The sequence below is a fragment of the Streptomyces sp. NPDC059866 genome, from assembly GCF_042731325.1.
Taxonomy (GTDB): domain Bacteria; phylum Actinomycetota; class Actinomycetes; order Streptomycetales; family Streptomycetaceae; genus Streptomyces; species Streptomyces flavusporus.
Genome location: NZ_JBHWJT010000022.1, coordinates 60,607 through 77,046, shown reverse-complemented (window position 1 = coordinate 77,046; position 16,440 = coordinate 60,607). Strand labels below are relative to the sequence as shown.

Here is a 16,440-nt window from a genome sequence, read left to right as displayed (position 1 = left end):
ACGTGTCCGTCCTTTCTGCCGGGCGGCTGTGTCGGTGGGGCTCGCGCGGCTACGGCCGTTCGGCCTCGGCCTCGATGAAGCGGACCAGCCGTGCCGTGCCCTCGGTGATCTCGGCGGGGGTGAGGTAGCTGGTCGACAGCCGGATGCCGTCGAACCCCCCGCCGGCCGGGTAGAAGTACGTCATCGGCGTCCAGATGACGCCGAAGTCCTGTGCAGAGCGGGTGAGCGCGCCGTTGTCCGCCTGGAAGGGGACCCGGACGGTCAGGAAGAAGCCACCCGTCGGTTCGTTCCAGCGGACGCCCAGGGCTTCCCGGCGCGCGGCGGGCAGGCGGGCGTCGAGCTCCCGCAGGGTGGCCCGCATGGCGTCGCCGTAGTAGGCGGCGGCCGCCGTGGTGAGGTCGGAGACGCGGCCGTCGGCGCTCAGCAGGGTGCCGGCGACGGCGGCCTGGCTGAGCGACGACGTGTTGACCGTCACCATGCTCTTGATCCGGGCGAGTTCGTCCGCGAGCAGATGGGTGCGGCCGGCGTCGTCCAGGACCGGCTGGTCGGCGATGACGAAGCCGACGCGGGCGCCGGGGAAGACCGTCTTGGAGAACGAGCCGAGGTGGACGACCGTACGGGTGCGGTCCATCGACTTCAGCGTGGGCAGCGGCGGGCCGGGGCTCACCAGGCGGTACGGGCTGTCCTCCAGGACGAGAAGGCCGTGCCGGTGCGCGAGTTCGAGCAGGTCGGCCCGGCCCCGCTCGTCCAAGGTGGTGCCGGAGGGGTTGGAGTGGTCCGGGACCACATACAGGGCGCAAGGGCGGCGGCCGCGGGCCCGTTCCCTGAGGATCGCGGACTCCAGGTCGGCGCAGGCCAGGCCGTTCTCCCGTTCCTCGACGGGGGTCACCGCGATGTCGAGGAGCCGGGCCGCGCCGGTGATGCCGACGTAGCAGGGGCTGGCGACCAGCAGCACGTCGTCGGGGCCGGTGATAAGGGCGCGCAGCACCAGCAGCATCGCTTCCTGGGCGCCGACGGTGACCACGATGGACTCGGCAGGCACGTCGATGCCCTCGTCGGCGCGCAGCGCGTCCGTGATGATCTCGCGGATCTGGCCGGCGGTGGGGCCGTACTGGTACATCGCGGTGCGGATCTGCTGTGGTGAACTGCCCTGCTCCGCCAGGTGGTCGAGGTAGGTCCGCAGGTGGCGGAAGATCTGCTCGGTGTCGAAGAAGCCGTCGTAGGGGCGACCGGGAGCGAAGGAGATCGCGTCCGGGTGGCGCAGGGTGACCTCGTTGAGGAAGGTCATGGTGTCGAGGACCGGGTCGCTGAGGCTCGCGTGCAGGTCGGACCTGCGCAGGGCACGGGGCGCCGCGGTGTCCCCCGGTGACGGTGTCTCGGTCCGGGGCTCCCGCGGGCCGTGCGCCGGGTGCGCGGGCCGGGTGCCGGTCTCCGGACGGGCCGGGCCCGCCGCCGTGCGGATCACGTCGGGGCCGGCGTCCGCGACCGTGTCGGTGCCGGTGAACGCCATCGCCTCGGTCAGCTCCTGGACCAGCGCGCTCAGTGTCTCGGTCACGCCCGCGCGTCCCTTGGCGCGCAGCCCCTGCAGCACGGGTCTGCCCACGACGACCGCGTCCGCTCCCGATGCCAGTGCGGTCAGGACGTCCGCGCCGCGGCGGACGCCGCCGCTCAACAGCAGCGGGCAGCCATCGGCCACGGCCGCGCGGATCCGCGGCAGTGCGGCGAGGTCGGTGACCACGATGCCGTCGGCGCCGGCGTCCACCGCTCGGGCAGCGTCGGCGGCGGTGTGCACGCCGCAGAGCAGCAGCGGCAGTTCGGTGGCCGCCCGCAGCCTTCCCACGGCCGCCCAGTCGGTATGGGCGTCGAGCAGCCGCCGTGCGTCCGTGATGGGTCCGGTGTCGGCCAGGTTGGCGGGGGCGGCGACCGGGCCGAGCCGGATGTCGTCGCGGTCACCGAGCGCCAGGACCACGGCGCCGAAGCCGGCCTCCTCGGCCCGCCGGGCCAGCGCCCGGCCCGTACCGGGCTCCTGGAAGGAGTAGGTGCGCAGCCACGGCGGGACCCCGGCGGCCGAGGACAGTTCGCCGAAGGTCCGCTCGGCGAAGGCGCTCACGACGGCCGACAGGCCCGCCGCGCCCCCGGCCCGCACCACCGCCAGCTCGGCGCCGGGCCTGGGGGCGGCGGCGAGCGGTCCGACCAAAAGCGGCGCCGACCACAGACGGCCGAGGATTTTCACTGCGGTTTCCGGCGGTCCCGGACTGCGTCGTACGCCCTGTCGCAAACCGGTGCGTTCGAACATCTCCCGGTTCGTGGTTCCGGCGAACTCGGCGGCCGGGGAGAAATCAGCGGACGATGATTCCGTGTCGCCGTATTCGATGCCCCGAATGCTGCCGTCGCGTACCGCACGCACTCGGCCGTCGGAACTCACCATGGATTTCCCCCCGGTTGTCTGCGGTTCACGGGACGGCGCTTATCGGGCGCTCAGCGTCACATGAATCCGCGAGTGCCGACAACACCGTCCAACCGGCCGATTCGTCCACTTGGACAGGTGTGCGGACGGCATGACGGTGCCGAACGGAGCCGCCCGCGCCCGGAGGATCACACCGGCAGCGCGACGTCCTCGCCCTCGTCCCGTCCCGACTGCTCCCCGGTATGCCTCACGGCGTCCTCCCGCACGGCGGACCAGCCCCCTTTGCGCAGCTCGGCCACCATGCGGTCGGCGACCGCCTGCGGCACGGTGAACCGCACGGCCAGACTGTCGGCGGCGGCGGCGCCGACGTCGGCGTCCTCCGCCGCCACGCCGAGCCCTGCGGTGGCCGCCACCAGCCGCGCCAGTTCCCCGGGACGGTCGGCGACCCGGACCCGAACGCGCGGGTCGCCGGGCGTCGTCGGTGGCCGCGTGCCCGGGATGCCGGCCAGGCCGAGGATGCCCCGGTCCAGCAGGTCCACCAGGGTGCGCATGCCGAGTTCGCGGTCCCGGTGCCCGGGCCGGGCGAGCGCGTCGAGCGCCGGCACCAGCCGGGACAGGTCGGCGTGCAGGTCCCTGAGGACGTCGGCGACGGCGGGCGCGTTGGACTGCAGGATGTCGCCCCACAGCCGGGAGTCGCCGCCCGCGATCCGGGTGACGTCACGCAGGCCCTGTCCGGCGAGCAGGGACGTCCCGGCCGGCCCGTCCCGCAGCCGGGCCGCCATCAGGCTGGCCACCAGGTGCGGGACATGCGAGGTGACGGCCACGGCGGCGTCATGTTCCTGACTGGGCATCACCACTGGTACGGCGTCGCACAGTTCCACCAGGCACAGGGCGCGGTCGAGGGTGGCGGGCGAGGTCACCCGGGAGGGGGTGAGCGCCCAGTTGCGGCCCTGGAACAACTCCGCGCGGGCGGCGAGCGGGCCGGAGCGCTCCCGGCCGGCCAGCGGATGGCCGCCGATGTAGCGCTCGGGGTCGGGTGCCCGGCTCAGCGCGGCCCGCTCCGGCCCTGCCTTCACACTGGCCACGTCGGTGTAGCCGAGGGCGAGCCGGCTCGTCTGGGCCTCGGCGAGCACCCCGCCGACCTGGCTGGGCGGCACCGCGATCACGGCGAGGTCGACCGGCGCCGCGGGGGCGCGGGCGAGTCCGGCGCCGAGGGCGGCGGCCGTCCGCGCGGCCACCGGATCGCGGTCCGCCAGGAACACCGTCACGCCCCGTCGGCGTGCGGCGAGGGCGATCGAGGTACCGATGAGGCCGGTGCCGATCACGGCCATGGTGCGCAGCACAAGACATCACCCGTTCGAAAGGCCGTCGTCCACGGACCGATGGGCCAGGCGAGTTTACGCACGGCGCCGTGCGTCTGTCAGTCGGCCGATCCCCGCACTGTCCGGGCGATTCATTTGACATTTACGGATCTTTACCCCCGGGAACTTTCAACCACCTTATTCAGGCTCCTCGTTCATCGGTCGGTCGGACAGTTCGCTTCCCTCGGATGGATCCGTAGAGTTCCAAAAACCTGTTTCTCTCCTTTTCCGGGGGACACCCATGCTGGATTCATCGAAAGCAGCAGTTCCGCTGGAGGACCTCTCGATCGACCACGTCGGGATGTACGTCACGGACCTGGAGGCCGCCGTGTCCTCCTGGGTCGACGAGTACGCCTTCACCGTGGTCGGCACGAGTGCTTCGTCGCGGCACCGTGGGGTGGCGCTGCGTCAGGGCGGCATCACCCTGGCCCTCACCCAGGCAACGTCGGACCAGCACCCGGGTGCGGCGTACGTCGTCGCGCACGGGGACGGCGTCGCCGACATCGCGCTGCGCACCGCCGACGCGGAGGCGTCGTTCCGGGCGGCGGTGCAACGCGGGGCCCGAGCCGTGCGGCGGCCCACCCGTCATGCGGGCGGCGACCTCGTCACGGCGACCGTCGGGGGCTTCGGCGACGTCGTTCACACCCTCGTCCAGCACTCCTCCGAGGCGGGGCCCGGCCTTCCCGCCGGCTTCTCTCCCGTGGCCGGAGCGGACGAGGCGGCCGCCGACGACGCGGGCCTGCTCCGACTGGACCACGTGGCGGTGTGCCTGAACGCCGGCGAACTCCAGCCGACCGTCGACTACTACCGCACCGCCCTCGGCTTCCGGGACATCTTCCAGGAGCGCATCGTCGTCGGCGCCCAGGCGATGGAGTCGACGGTCGTGCAGAGCCCGTCGCGCACGGTGACACTGACACTGATCGAGCCGGACGTATCCGCCGCCCCCGGGCAGATAGACGAGTTCCTCAAGGGGCACCAGGGAGCGGGCGTGCAGCACCTGGCGTTCTCCTCGCGGGACGCGGTCACCGCCGTACGGTCCCTGACCGCGCGCGGCGTCACCTTCCTGCGCACCCCGTCCGCCTACTACGACCTGCTCGGCGAGCGCATCGCACTGGACCCGCAGCGGCTGGCGGACTTGCGGGAGACGAACGTACTGGCCGACGAGGACCACGACGGCCGCCTGTTCCAGATCTTCACCGCCTCCCGGCACCCGCGGCAGACGCTCTTCTACGAAGTCATCGAACGCCAGGGGGCGGCGACCTTCGGCAGCGCCAACATCAAGGCCCTGTACGAAGCCGTGGAGCTGGAGCGGACGAAGCAGCGTGGCTGACCCGGGCCCCGGGACGGACTCGGGCAGCGCCGGGGCGCGTGCTGCGGCCCGGGAGTTCGAGGAGGCGGGCTGTCTCGCGGATGTCGAGCGGGCCGCCGCAGCGGTGCTGCCGGCCGGGGTGCGGGACTTCGTGGCCGGGGGAAGCGGCGCCGAGACGACGCTGGACGCCAACCGGGCGGCCTTCGACCGGGTGTTCGTCGTGCCCCGAGTACTGCGGGACGTGTCGCGGTGCACGACGGACGCCACGCTGCTGGGGCGACCGGTGCGGATGCCCGTGGCGGTGGCGCCCGTCGCCTACCAGCGGCTGCTGCATCCGGAGGGCGAACTCGCCGTCGCGCGTGCGGCGGAGCGGGCGGGCGTGCCGTTCACCGTGAGCACCATGAGCAGCGTGCCGATCGAGCGGATCACGGCGGTGGGCGGCACGGTCTGGTTCCAGCTGTACTGGCTGCGGGAGCCGGGCCGGGCGCTGGATCTGGCCCGCAGGGCGGAGGACGCCGGGGCGCGGGCGGTGATGCTCACGGTCGACGTGCCATGGATGGGCCGCAGGCTGCGGGACGTGCGCAACCGGTTCACCCTGCCCGACCACGTGCGGGCGGCGCACCTCGCGGAGGGGACGTCGACGGCGCACCGCAGGCCCTGCGGGGCCGGCTCCGCGGTGGCCGCGCACACCGGCGAGACGTTCTCCTCCGCGGTGACCTGGTCGTCCGTGGCGGAGCTGCGGGAGTGCACCCGGCTGCCGTTGGTGCTCAAGGGTGCCCTGTCGCCGCAGGACGCGGTGCGGGCCGCGGAGTGCGGGGTCGACGCCGTCGTGGTCTCCAACCACGGCGGTCGTCAGCTCGACGGTGCCGTGCCCAGCATCGAGGCGCTGCCCGAGGTGGTTTCCGCCGTCGTCGGCCGCTGTGAGGTGCTGCTGGACAGCGGGGTGCGCGGCGGTACGGACGTGCTGCGGGCGCTCGCCCTGGGAGCCGGCGGCGTCCTGCTGGGACGGCCGGTGCTGTGGGGGCTGGGGGCGGGCGGTGAAGCCGGCGTGAGCCGGGTGCTGGAGCTGGTGGCCGAGGAGCTGCTGGACGCTCTCGGGCTGGCCGGCTGCTCCGACGTGAGCGCGGCCGGGCGTCTGCGCACCGTCGTACGGAATCTGCGGGCCCCCTGAACGCCGTGACGGCGGGCCCTGGTTCGGGCTCGCCGTCACATGCCTGCTCATCGGTGTGGTCACCAGCATCGCGCCGGCCGTCGCGGTCAGGCGCTCTCGACGACCTTGTGTTCCAGACGCGTGGCGAACTCCGCCCACATGCCGGCGCATTCGTTGGCCAGGCGGGCCACGATGCCACCGCAGTGCGGCGGGACGTTGTCGATGATCTCCTCCCAGTTCTGGGCGCTGATCGTGTAGACGTTGAGCAGCCGGAGCAGTGCGCGCCCCGTCTCGCTGAACCGCAGAGCGGGGTCCGCCCTGAGCCGTTCCACGACGGCGGTGCGGTGCTGTACCGGCGTCCGTTCGAGAACGGTTCTCACCGCCGGGACGGTGAAGTCCCTCGGCTCGGTCTCGTGGGCGGCGGCGCCTCCGGCCTGTTTGCGGGTGCGCGACTTCGGCATCGGGTCCTCGCCCCTGAGCATGCGGTTGCGCACGTCGCGTGCCGTCTCCGGGGAGATCGCCGCCGCGCGGGCGATCTGACGCAACGACAGGCCTGGGTTCTCGGCGATGAGTTGTCCGGCCAGCCGACGCCCTTCGGCGATGTTGATCGGGCGGACCCGCCCGTCCTGTCCGATCCGGGCGGTCTGCGCGGTGGGCACGTCCTGTGTCTGCCGGCGGATCGTCGCGACCGTCCCGGGCGCGAGGCCCGCGACCGAGGCGATCATGCGGTCCGACCACTGCGGGTGCGAGGCAATGATGCGCCGGGTCGCCAGCTTGCGCTCCGCCGTGGTCAGCGGAAGCCCGTGCGTGGTGTTGGACTCCACCGCCAGGACGAAGGCCTCGGCCTCGTCGCCGTCGAAGAACACCACGCAGATCTTGTCGTCGCCGCGGAGCCGGGCGGCGCTGAGTCGGTGCAGGCCGTCGATGACCTGCATGGTGGATCGCTGCACGATGATGGGAGGCAGCGGCGCCTGCGCCGCCACGAGTGCTTCCACATGTTCCGGATCGGCTCCGGAGACACGCGGCGAATCCCCCGTCACCAGAGAATCGATTTCGACTTCCACAACCAGGTTCTGATCAACCGTCCCGTGACCAGGTTGCAATTCCGCTTCCCCCTAAGTGAACTGATGTGACCGGTGCCCGGGTGTGCCGTTCAACGCGCCCCCGTCGGCGCGAAGTGGGCGTGCATGGGCGCACTTCGGCCACCGAGAATGCGCGCCGACGATGGCGTACGGCCTGGTCGGCCGGCCTGCATCGGGGTTCGAACGGGCACCGGGAGCAGTGTCGCCGGGATCGCCGACGAATTCCCAAGTGAGCCGGATGACTTCCGTACCGTCTTCGTCCCGGGCCGTCCGGTCGAAATGTGAGAAGTGGCATGCCCGTCGAATGCGAGAACCCCGGCCGTGACCGGTGTCCTTCACTTCCACCTGGCCTCACCGCACCACCTGCGATGATGCCTCGAACGCGCAGCAACAGTAACAAAACGGCTCTGCCGCCAGTACCCCTATCAATTCGATCTCGGTGCGGCACCCCTAAGCACCCCTACGCGCCCCCTACCGGGGGAAGAGGCACGACTCGGGGCGGTGGCCGACACGGGCACGGAACCGGGGGTGGCCGGCGAGCCGACGGGGGGAAGGGCGTGCGGCAACCGGTCCTGCACCCAGAATGGACACGCGCGGGTCACACACTGGTCACCGAGGACACAGCGAATGCTGACCGCGGTGTGACCGGACGTCTCCTAGAACTGTTGCGACGCGGGACCGTTGCCGGGCACACCGGTGACGAAGCGGACGTCAGGGAGAAGAGCCGTGCACTTGGAGGGCCGCAACGGGGCAGGGCCGAACCACTCGTCGACGGCACCGGCCGCCGCCCGCTCGGACACCGTTGACATGACGGCGTGCGGACGCCTACGAGGACCGCAGCCGGTTCCCTGCCTCGCCGTCGTCCTGTCCCGGGGACCACTCCTGCTGGTCCGGCTGCGCGGTGCTGCGCAGCAGCGCCACCAGGCCCATCCGGCGCCTGACGTTGAGTTTGCGGTACACGCGGGTCAAGTGCTGCTCGACAGTGCTGACCGTGATGAACAGCTGCGCGGCGATCTGCCGGTTGGTGTGCCCGCGGGCGGCGAGCGTCGCCACGCGCAGTTCCGCATCGCTGAGTTCGTCCACCGGCTGCGGGCGGGTTCCGACGGTCGTCGGCCACGACCGCTCGTGCGTGGAGGGCTGTTCGGCACCCCTGTCGCCACCGCTGCCGGCGGCTGCCTCCGGCGGGTCGTACGCCGGCTGCTCGGCGCCGCATGCGTGCAGCAGCCGCAGGGCGGTACGGGCCAGCGACCGAGCTCGTCCGGCGTTGCCGAGTTCGCGGTGGGTACGTGCCGAGTCGTCCGCGGCGCGGGCCAGTTCGTAGCGGTGGCCGCGCTCCCGGAGGATTTCCATGGCTTCGTCGAGGAGAGCCGGCCGTTGCCCGACGGGCACGGTGGCTGCGAGCACGCGCAGCGTGACGCCGCGGGCCCAGGAGCGTCGGCCGCCGAGCTGGGTGAGCTGTTCATCGGCGAGGGAGCGGGCGCGCCGGATGTCACCGAGCGCGAGGCAGGCCTGGGCGGCGTCGCCGCGCCAGGGCAGCCAGTCCGGCCGGTCGAGACCCCATCGGGTGGCCAGCCTGCCGCACTCCAGGAAGTCGTCGAGGGCGGCATACGGGCGTCCGGCGGCGAGGTAGTAACGGCCGCGCGCCGAGAGGTAGAGGACACCGCCCCAGGTATGGAAGGCCGCCTCCGGGACGGGGTCGCCGAGCCGGTCGGCAGCCTCCTCCAGTCTGCCCCCGGCAGACTCGGCGAACAGCGCCGCGGCGAGCGGGGCGGCAACGGCGACTCCCCATCCCTCGGGCGGGACCAGGGCGAGCGCCGTACGGGCGGCCTCTCGGGCGTCGGCCAGTGCGCCAAGCCTGATCTCGACGAGGGCCTTCACCGTCGCGAACAGCGCCTGCCACATCGGCGCACGGCGCTCCTGCGCCTCCTTCACCAGCAGGCCGCACCAGGAGACGGCCTTGTCCAGGTCGTCGACGACGACGAGAGCCGACAGCGCGATCAGGATCACGGGGAGTGTGTGATCGTCCAGGCGGGTGCCCTGCAGCATCTGCTCGGCCCGCGCGGCGACGGCGTCGCGTTCGCCGTCCGCGTCGGCGGGCCGGTCCATGACATCGGCGAGCAGCCGTATCGCCCGATGTTCGACGCCTCGGGTGTAGGGCAGCAAGCCGCGCAGGGCGCCCAACATGCCGGACGGGGTGGGCTGCGAGAGCCCCGGGAAGCGGATGGCCGTGCGCAGCCGTACGGCGTCGAAACGATCCTTCACGTCGGGTCCGACGTCGCCCGGGTCGGCGTCGGTCGCTTCGGTGTCGCGCCGTTCGGCGGTGTCGAGCACCTCGAGGGCCTGGTCGAGCCGGCCGAACCACAGCAGATGGGCGATGAGCGCCTCGGTGTCCCGGACTCCCAGCCGTCCGGCGAGGGCGGCGGCGGTCAGTTCGGGCAGCTGGCCGGAACCGGCACCGGGACCGGCTCGCCAGCCCACCCGCATGAGCAGGGCCTTGATCGACAGCGCCTGCCGTTCGTCGGGGCATCGGTCGCGGGCGGCCCGCAGACAGTCCAGGGCAAATCCGGTCTCGTCCTCGGCCAGCGCTCGGTCGGCCGCCTCCAACAGGGTGGGCAGCGCCCACGGGGCGTCGAAGGGTTCCGCCGCGATCAGGTGCCGGGCCAGTGCGGTCGCGGAGGCACCATGGTCGTGCAGCACCTGGGCGGCGCGGGCTTCGAGACGGGCGCGGTACGCCGGGTCCATGCTGCGCAGGACGGCGGGCCGGACCGCGTCGTGACGGAACCAGCCGGAGCTGAACAGCCCCGTCCCGTCCAGCGCGTCCAGATCGCGACGCGCCACCTCAGGTGTGGTGGAGAGGACGTCCGCCTGGGTCGCGTCCGAGGCGTCCGGGCCGAGTACCGCGCGCGCCCACGCTGCATGCCGCATAGCGGCGTCGCTCCGGTACAGGCAGGTGGTGACGGCCTGTTCGAAGGCCGGTCCGAGTACGGCTTCCGCCGTCGGTCCACGGGGCACGTCGCTGTCCGCGGCGAGCTGGCGGCGGTCGTCGAGCAGAGCCCGCACCAGCAGGGGATTCCCGCCGCTGAGCCGGTGGAACTCCTCGGCGGGCAGGCGCGCCCGCCGCCCCTCTGCGCCGACTGCGATCATCCGGCCGACGCCCTGGCGCGTGAGCAGCCGGAGCCGGACGTGCCGGCAGCTCGGCAGTCGGAGCAGCTCTATCCGGAATCGCGGATTCTCCACCGGGAAGCTGCTGCTCTCGCCGAGCACCACCAGAATTCGGGCGGTCTCGCTTCTGCGCGCCACATACAGCAGGCATTCCAGCGAATAGGCGTCCGCATGCTGAACGTCATCGACGCACAACACCAGTGGGATTTTTTTTGACTTTTCCAACAGAATCCCGCAAACGCCGGTGATATCACTGACGACCGCCGCGGGCAGTTCCCTTTCCGCGGGGGCGCGCAGTTCGTCAGCCGCGTCCCAGTCGAAGCGGCTGACGGCGACTTCCAGGTCGGCGCCCGGCAGCCCAGCGCCGAGCAGTAGTTGCTCGATCACGCCGAGCGGCAGCGAACGCTCCGCTCCGGACGCCGTGGCCTGCAGAAACAGTGTCTGCGCGGAATCGGCGCGGGCACCGAGCTCGCGAAGCAGTGCTGTCTTGCCCGTGGCGGCCGCGCCACTCACCAGCAGGACTGCGCCACGCCCGGACACGCAGGCGTCGAGCATGTCCTGCATCAGGGATAACTCGGTTTCCCGCTCCACCAGTTCCATGAGTCAGTTCCCCCCGTATCCTGACCGAGCGTTCCCCCATGCGAATTTCACCGAAGGGTCCGAATCGGTCGCTCCACTCTGACTTTGCCCCACCTGGGCCCGATTCTGCCACAGCGGAAAAATACACGCCATCGAAAGGAGACGAAGGCTTCGATGAATTCGACATGCACGGCAATCCTCGGCTCATCGCATCCGCACGGGCCGCATGGCGGGTGATCCATTCCGCGTCGCTGCCACGACGATTTCAGCATCCTGCACCACCCTGACCCGACTCACCCCTGTATGGGCAACTCTGCGGAGACTGCGGACAGGCGTCCAGCCGCGAAATCGGTCAACAACCCGCCCGGGTCCGCAGCGCCCACCGGTGTGCGGGGGCGGGGCGGTGGCAGGCTGTTCTTCGGCGGGAACGAACCGGCCGATGACCAGTGCTGTCACGGCGGCCAGAACGCGCCGCGCCACCCGAGCAGCTGGCCGGCCCAGGAGCCCAGCGGCACCCCAGCCGCGACGGCCATGGCCACGCCACCGGCCATACGAGGGCGGGATGGATCAACTCCACCTCGATGGTGAGGCGTTCAGCTCGGGCATCTCGACCAAGTGCCGGATGCTGGACAAGGCCCCGTACTGGGTGGACTTCCCCCTTCATACGGGCCTCGGCTTTCAGGCCGACGCCCTGGACATACCTCATGTCGGCGGCATACCGCAGCCATCGCCTGCCGTCAGCCCCGATTCACTGGGGCGCACCCCGATCGTGCGCCGCACCGGCAACCGGTTCTCGGTGAACGCGATGTCCGCGATCAGCACCAAGGGCCGGATGCACTTCATGGTGTTCACCGAGACCTTCGACGCCAGCGTGATGTGCCGCTTCCCGGACCGCCTCGCACACAGGACACTGCCGAGGTCGAAAGGCAAGCTGAACGGGCGATACATCCCCATCCCACGGCAGGGGGACGACGACTGCGCGCCGCCGAAGCCTGACCGGCCGTTCCGCCTCCGGGCGCCGGACTCCAGGTGCCGGTTCACCCGATTGGCCCGTCTGCGGAGGCCGCTCGCGCCCGCGCTGAGGAGAATCTGAACATGCCGGAATCTACGTCCAAGGCACGCCTCGTCGGCGAACTCTCTGCCGAGTTCGCCGGCACCATGATCCTCATTCTCTTCGGATGCGGTGTCGTCGCGCAGGTCGTCGCCGGTGGCGCGCTGACCGACGGTGGGTTGGGTGACCACGACAGCATCGCCTGGGGCTGGGGTCTCGGCGTCGTCTTCGGTGTCTACGTGGCGGCGCGGGTCAGCGGCGCCCACATCAACCCCGCGGTCACCCTCGCGCTCGCGGCCTTCAAGGGCTTCCCGTGGAGCAAGGTCCTGCCGTATGCGCTGGCCCAGACGGCAGGCGCCTTTGTCGCTGCCCTGCTGGTGCGCTGGAACTACAGCGAGGTGCTGGCGAAGGCCGACCCCGGCCACACCGACAAGACGGAGATCGTCTTCTCCACCCTGCCGGGCAACGGCGGTCTCCCGATCAGCCAGTTCGGGGCCTTCCGTGACCAGATCATCGGCACTGCCCTGCTGGTGCTGCTGGTCTTCGCGGTCACCGACCTGCTGAACACGCCGCCGGGCGCGAACATGGCCCCGTTCATCATCGGCCTGATCGTCGTCGCCATCGGCATGGCGTGGGGAACCAACGCCGGCTACGCGATCAATCCGGCCCGCGACCTCGGCCCCAGGCTGGCGGCGTTCCTCACGGGCTACGGAGGCGCTTGGCGGGATCAGTACGGCGACCTCTACTTCTGGGTACCGATCGCCGGACCCCTGATCGGCGGCCCGCTCGGGGCGTGGCTCTACCGCCTGCTGATCAGCCCCTACCTGCCGGTCGCCGAGCAGGAGCCCGGCCGGGTGCCCGCGCCGGACGAGTGAGAGGGAGGACCATGCCTGAATTCGTTGGCGCGGTGGACCAAGGAACCACCAGCACCCGCTTCATGATCTTCGACCACGACGGCAACGAGGTCGCACGCCACCAGCTCGAACACGAGCAGATCTTTCCCCGCTCCGGCTGGGTCGAGCACGACCCCGTGGAGATCTGGGAACGTACGAACTCCACGATGCAGAACGCCGTCCGCCTGGGTGACCTGTCCGCCGCCGACTTGGCGGCCATCGGGATCACCAACCAGCGGGAGACCACGGTCATCTGGGATCCCAGCACCGGTCAGCCGTACTACAACGCGATCGTCTGGCAGGACACCCGCACCGACTCGATCGCCGCGGCGCTGGAGCGGGAGCACGGCGACCTTGTCCGGCGCAAGACGGGGCTGCCACCGGCGACGTACTTCTCCGGCGGCAAGATCAAGTGGATCCTGGAGAACGTCGACGGTGTCCGAGAGGCCGCCGAGGACGGCCGGGCCGTCTTCGGGAACACGGACGCCTGGGTGCTGTGGAATCTCACCGGCGGTCCGCACGGCGGCATCCACGCCACGGACGTCACCAATGCCAGCCGCACCATGCTGATGAACCTGGAGACCCTCGACTGGGACGACGAACTGCTCGACATCTTCGGCATCCCGCGCGCCATGCTCCCGGCCATCAACCCGTCCTCGCACCCGGAGGCGTTCGGGGCCACCCGCACGACCCGTCCGCTGCGGACCGCCGTACCCATCACCGGCGTCCTCGGGGACCAGCAGGCGGCCACCGTCGGCCAGGTCTGCTTCCGGCCGGGCGAGGCGAAGAACACCTACGGCACCGGCAACTTCCTGGTCCTCAACACGGGCACGGAGATCGTCCGGTCCAGCACGGGCCTGCTGACCACGCTGGCCTACCAGTTCGGGGACGCCCCGGCGGTGTACGCGCTGGAAGGGTCCATGGCGGTCACCGGGTCCGCCGTGCAATGGCTCCGCGACCAGATGCGGATCATCTCCTCCTCCGCCGAGGTCGAGACACTGGCTCGGCAGGTGGAGGACAGCGGCGGCATCTACTTCGTACCGGCCTTCTCCGGCCTGTTCGCGCCCTACTGGCGCTCCGACGCCCGGGGGGCGATCGTCGGTCTCGCCAGGTTCCACACGAACGCACACCTCGCCAGGGCGACCCTGGAGGCCATCTGCTACCAGAGCCGCGACGTGGCCGAGGCGATGGAGCAGGACTCCGGGGTAACACTCGACGTACTGCGGGTCGACGGCGGCGTCACCGCCAACGACCTGTGCATGCAGATCCAGGCCGACGTCCTCGGCGTACCGGTCAGCCGCCCGGTCGTCGCCGAGACCACCGCGCTCGGCGCCGCCTACGCGGCGGGGCTCGCCACCGGCTTCTGGGAGAGCACCGACGAGCTCCGCCTGCACTGGCACGAGTCGAAGCGGTGGGAGCCGCAGTGGAGCGACGAGCAGCGGGAGAAGGGCTACGCGGGCTGGAAGAAGGCCGTGGAACGCAGCCTCGACTGGGTCGAGGTCGAATAACCGGGACTCCGGGCGCCTGCAGGGTCAGAAGTTCTCAATGACCATCGGCAAAGTCACCTGGACGCTCGGATGGAAGCTGCCTGCTTGTGCAGGCGCAGCCCGTCACTGATCTCCTGGGCGAGGACGCGGCGACGGCGAGGAGGAACGGGGATCACCACACCGCTTTCACGGCCAGAGTGAGCCGCGTGTCCTGGCCGAGGAGGGCAGAGCCGACGCCGATCCCGGCGTGTGCGAGGGCCGCGTCATCGCGGTGCACAAGACGCGGGCCTGGGTCTCGGTGAGCTCACCGTCCGCCTTCGGAAGTCCACGTGACCTGGCGCGGCGACACCGCAGACCCGGCCGTGGTCCTGCAAATTTACGGCCACGCGCTCGACGACGGCCCCCAGGGCAAGATGGCCGGCGCGCTCATCCTCGACCGCGCCTGCCAGCAGCCCTTCCACCGCGAGGATCCACTCACGCGCCCGCTCGCTCCGCGGGACGAAGCGCGCCCACCGGGCGGGCCGCCAGGCGCAGCGTCGCCCCCACCGCGGAGCCACCGCCGTCCTGCGCCCCGGGATCGGCGAGGACAAGGCGCACCTGGTCGGCCGGGACCACGTCCCAGTGCCGGATCGTCGGCGAAGCCCTCGCCCACGCATCCGCCGACAGCGGGCCCGAGGACGCCGCGGAGGTCCGGGCCATCACCGACGTCATGGTCCGCCTGCTGATCGGCGCCCCGCTGCACTCCGACGGCAAGCTGACCATCGTCTCCCTCGCCGTCGAAGCCGGGCTTCGACGCAACAAGCTCACCCACAAACACACCGGCCTCAAGGATCTGTTCTACGCGTCTGCGCCGTCCCACCGAGGAGATGGCCGAGGGCCGGGCCCTGGCCCCGCTGACCGCCATGCAAGCCGAGCATGGGCTTTCGGTGCCCGGTCGAGCGATTGGCATGGTGAGCAGCTCACTGTCAGCGAGCTGCTCCGCAGTGCGCGGATAACGCGCCGGGGCCGTACTGCCGACCTCGTCAGGTCCGTCAGGGCCTCTCGGCCGGGATACGGGTCGGGATGGTCGGGAGCACCACATGCTCCGGCACCGCGGTCGGGACGCGGCCGGAGCGTGCGATCTCGAGGAGATTCGGAAGCTCGTAGTCCTGTGCGGCGTCGAGATCGACCGTGTATCCGAGGTCCCCCAGGCTCGCCACCGTCAGCCGGCTCAGGGGGTTGTTGCTGCCATCGATGTTCGGCGACATCAACTCGTTGTCGAAGACGCTCTCACGCCAGTGGCCGCCCGCGCTTCCGGCGCCGCCGACATTGGCGACCGGCACCGGGGTGGGCCCTTCTCCGGTGAGCCTGCCGAACTCCTTCATGGCGCCGGGGCCGACGAAGGTCGGGTCCGGGCCGGGGAAGTTCTTCAGGAAGCCGAAATCCGTCCAGACGGTTCCGATTCCCAGTACGTGCCCCATCTCGTGCGTAATGACGTCGAGGAGTGAGCCCTCTTCTTCCATCTGGGCCAGGTCCGCGCTGTCGAACATCATGCGCCCCTTCACGGGAAGTCCCGCTCCGCTGGCCGCGTCGTCCCTCCGGAACCGCGTCGGGCCGGCCTGCCCGAGAATGTTGGGAACGTTGTTCACACCGTCGATCGGCACGCCTTCGGCGTCGATCAAGAGATCGTCGACCACGACCCTGCCGGTGAGGTCGTTGATGATCGCGGTCTCCAGGTCTCCCACGATGACGCGCGTCCAACGGTCCGCGGCCTCGGCGAAGGCGCTCTTCTGACTACCCGTCAGTCCTCCGAGGAACCGCACCTCGATCTGGAACGGAGACGTGGTCGCGGCGAGCTCCGCGGCACGGCCGCTGTCAGCGACTGCTCTGTGGGTCTCAAAGGCGTAATTGATCTCCCTGCCCATGGCTACTTCTCCCATCGTATGTAGCCGGCCTTGCCCTCCTGAACCACGCTAAACT

General features: G+C 71.0%; 11 protein-coding genes and 1 pseudogene. 5 read left to right on the top strand and 7 right to left on the bottom strand.

Features of this window, described 5'->3' with window-relative positions; genetic code table 11:
- Positions 1–49 precede the first annotated feature (49 nt).
- Positions 50–2,428 (bottom strand): aminotransferase class I/II-fold pyridoxal phosphate-dependent enzyme, encoded by a 2,379-nt coding sequence (locus ACFV7R_RS30820; RefSeq protein WP_385269285.1) that lies wholly within the window; start codon positions 2,426–2,428, stop codon positions 50–52.
- A gap of 167 nt (positions 2,429–2,595) precedes the next feature.
- Entirely contained in the window at positions 2,596–3,738 is a 1,143-nt protein-coding gene (locus ACFV7R_RS30815) for a prephenate dehydrogenase (RefSeq protein ID WP_385269283.1), read from the bottom strand.
- Between the two features lie 271 nt (positions 3,739–4,009).
- On the opposite strand from ACFV7R_RS30815, the gene hppD reads away from it, so the two are divergent.
- Together hppD and ACFV7R_RS30805 are read left to right on the top strand one after the other, a co-directional pair.
- Complete coding sequence (gene hppD, locus ACFV7R_RS30810) at positions 4,010–5,098, top strand: 4-hydroxyphenylpyruvate dioxygenase (protein WP_385269281.1); 1,089 nt, start codon at positions 4,010–4,012, stop codon at positions 5,096–5,098.
- Positions 5,091–6,248 carry an alpha-hydroxy acid oxidase gene (locus ACFV7R_RS30805; protein WP_385269280.1) on the top strand — a complete coding sequence of 386 codons (1,158 nt, stop codon included), beginning with the start codon at positions 5,091–5,093 and terminating at the stop codon, positions 6,246–6,248. The genes hppD and ACFV7R_RS30805 overlap by 8 nt, the downstream gene beginning before the upstream one ends.
- A gap of 86 nt (positions 6,249–6,334) precedes the next feature.
- On the opposite strand, the gene ACFV7R_RS30800 is transcribed toward ACFV7R_RS30805, so the two are convergent.
- The 3 genes from ACFV7R_RS30800 to ACFV7R_RS30790 form a co-directional block, all read right to left on the bottom strand.
- Complete coding sequence (locus ACFV7R_RS30800) at positions 6,335–7,267, bottom strand: ParB N-terminal domain-containing protein (RefSeq protein WP_385269278.1); 933 nt, start codon at positions 7,265–7,267, stop codon at positions 6,335–6,337.
- Between the two features lie 698 nt (positions 7,268–7,965).
- Positions 7,966–8,118: a hypothetical protein gene (locus ACFV7R_RS30795; RefSeq protein ID WP_385269276.1), complete on the bottom strand. Its 153-nt coding sequence runs from the start codon at positions 8,116–8,118 to the stop codon at positions 7,966–7,968.
- A gap of 16 nt (positions 8,119–8,134) precedes the next feature.
- Entirely contained in the window at positions 8,135–11,071 is a 2,937-nt protein-coding gene (locus tag ACFV7R_RS30790) for an AAA family ATPase (RefSeq protein WP_385269274.1), read from the bottom strand.
- A gap of 733 nt (positions 11,072–11,804) precedes the next feature.
- Here ACFV7R_RS30790 and ACFV7R_RS30785 point away from each other — a divergent pair.
- The 3 genes and pseudogenes from ACFV7R_RS30785 to glpK form a co-directional block, all read left to right on the top strand.
- Positions 11,805–11,948, top strand: a pseudogene (locus ACFV7R_RS30785) (IS630 family transposase); the annotation flags it as partial.
- Between the two features lie 197 nt (positions 11,949–12,145).
- Complete coding sequence (locus ACFV7R_RS30780) at positions 12,146–12,976, top strand: MIP/aquaporin family protein (RefSeq protein WP_385269272.1); 831 nt, start codon at positions 12,146–12,148, stop codon at positions 12,974–12,976.
- Positions 12,977–12,987: 11 nt separating this feature from the next.
- Positions 12,988–14,502: a glycerol kinase GlpK gene (gene glpK, locus ACFV7R_RS30775; protein WP_385269270.1), complete on the top strand. Its 1,515-nt coding sequence runs from the start codon at positions 12,988–12,990 to the stop codon at positions 14,500–14,502.
- A gap of 453 nt (positions 14,503–14,955) precedes the next feature.
- Here glpK and ACFV7R_RS30770 read toward each other — a convergent pair whose 3' ends face one another.
- Both ACFV7R_RS30770 and ACFV7R_RS30765 read right to left on the bottom strand, forming a co-directional pair.
- Positions 14,956–15,192 (bottom strand): hypothetical protein, encoded by a 237-nt coding sequence (locus ACFV7R_RS30770; protein ID WP_385269268.1) that lies wholly within the window; start codon positions 15,190–15,192, stop codon positions 14,956–14,958.
- A 320-nt stretch (positions 15,193–15,512) separates the two neighbouring features.
- Positions 15,513–16,385: a leishmanolysin-related zinc metalloendopeptidase gene (locus tag ACFV7R_RS30765; RefSeq protein WP_385269266.1), complete on the bottom strand. Its 873-nt coding sequence runs from the start codon at positions 16,383–16,385 to the stop codon at positions 15,513–15,515.
- Between the last annotated feature and the right edge of the window lie 55 nt (positions 16,386–16,440).

What these genes read in the sequence shown, in the direction of transcription:
- ACFV7R_RS30780 (WP_385269272.1), top strand. Translation starts at nt 12,146, where the DNA reads ATGCCGGAATCTACGTCCAAGGCACGCCTCGTCGGCGAACTCTCTGCC.
- ACFV7R_RS30795 (WP_385269276.1), bottom strand. Translation starts at nt 8,118, where the DNA reads ATGTCAACGGTGTCCGAGCGGGCGGCGGCCGGTGCCGTCGACGAGTGG.
- glpK (WP_385269270.1), top strand. Translation starts at nt 12,988, where the DNA reads ATGCCTGAATTCGTTGGCGCGGTGGACCAAGGAACCACCAGCACCCGC.
- ACFV7R_RS30815 (WP_385269283.1), bottom strand. Translation starts at nt 3,738, where the DNA reads ATGGCCGTGATCGGCACCGGCCTCATCGGTACCTCGATCGCCCTCGCC.
- hppD (WP_385269281.1), top strand. Translation starts at nt 4,010, where the DNA reads ATGCTGGATTCATCGAAAGCAGCAGTTCCGCTGGAGGACCTCTCGATC.
- ACFV7R_RS30770 (WP_385269268.1), bottom strand. Translation starts at nt 15,192, where the DNA reads ATGACGTCGGTGATGGCCCGGACCTCCGCGGCGTCCTCGGGCCCGCTG.
- ACFV7R_RS30820 (WP_385269285.1), bottom strand. Translation starts at nt 2,428, where the DNA reads ATGGTGAGTTCCGACGGCCGAGTGCGTGCGGTACGCGACGGCAGCATT.
- ACFV7R_RS30765 (WP_385269266.1), bottom strand. Translation starts at nt 16,385, where the DNA reads ATGGGCAGGGAGATCAATTACGCCTTTGAGACCCACAGAGCAGTCGCT.
- ACFV7R_RS30790 (WP_385269274.1), bottom strand. Translation starts at nt 11,071, where the DNA reads ATGGAACTGGTGGAGCGGGAAACCGAGTTATCCCTGATGCAGGACATG.